The organism is Halomonas sp. PBN3 (genome assembly GCF_000475415.1).
Lineage (GTDB): Bacteria > Pseudomonadota > Gammaproteobacteria > Pseudomonadales > Halomonadaceae > Halomonas > Halomonas shengliensis.
Genome location: NZ_AXCA01000200.1, coordinates 1 through 690, shown reverse-complemented (window position 1 = coordinate 690; position 690 = coordinate 1). Strand labels below are relative to the sequence as shown.

At 50.3% G+C, this 690-nt stretch carries 1 protein-coding gene; it reads left to right on the top strand.

The window, feature by feature from the left end; genetic code table 11:
* On the top strand, window positions 1-669 hold a 669-nt coding region (locus Q673_RS36225; protein ID WP_327050016.1), incomplete at its 5' end, for a group II intron maturase-specific domain-containing protein.
* Between the last annotated feature and the right edge of the window lie 21 nt (window positions 670-690).

The window sequence follows — 690 nt, the reverse complement described above, 5'->3', positions numbered from 1 at the left end:
GTCTTGGTTGTTAAAGGAAACAAGGCGCATGCTGAGGCCATCCGCGAGGAGTGCCGAATGTTCCTTGAGGACGACCTCTCATTAACTCTGAATATGGATAAAACCCATATTACACATGTGAATGATGGGTTCATTTTCCTGGGTCATAGAGTAGTCCGTAAACGCGGACCCAATGGCACAATGCGCCCGGTCACGTCCATCCCCCGCGAAAAGGCAAAGAATTTCGCTGCATCTCTGGCGAAAGAACTGTCTAGCAATCATAGCGCGAATAGGATTGACATGGTGGACCGCCTGAATCGCCGACTGGCGGGATGGGCGAATTTCTACCAGCATACCGACTTCACCGCGATCACTTACAGGAAGATAGATGGCATTGTTTTCTGGCGATTTAGCCACTGGATTTCAAGGAAGTATCGCGCATCGATAAAGTCTATGATGCGAAAACACTTCCTGAGACCAACAGAGAAACAAGCCAAGACATGGAAATTCTTTGGCCCAAATGGCAGAGGTGTTTTCTGCGTAACGAGCCTAAGACGTCTGGTGACCAGTCGAAAGATGACCTTCCGATGGCGGCTTCCTGAGTCAAATCCCTATCTGCCACGGGAAGAGGTACGCAACACCGTCACTTCGCGCTACCGAGATGTTGCCATGGCTTTGAGTCACGCTTGAATGGAGAGCCGTATGCGCTGA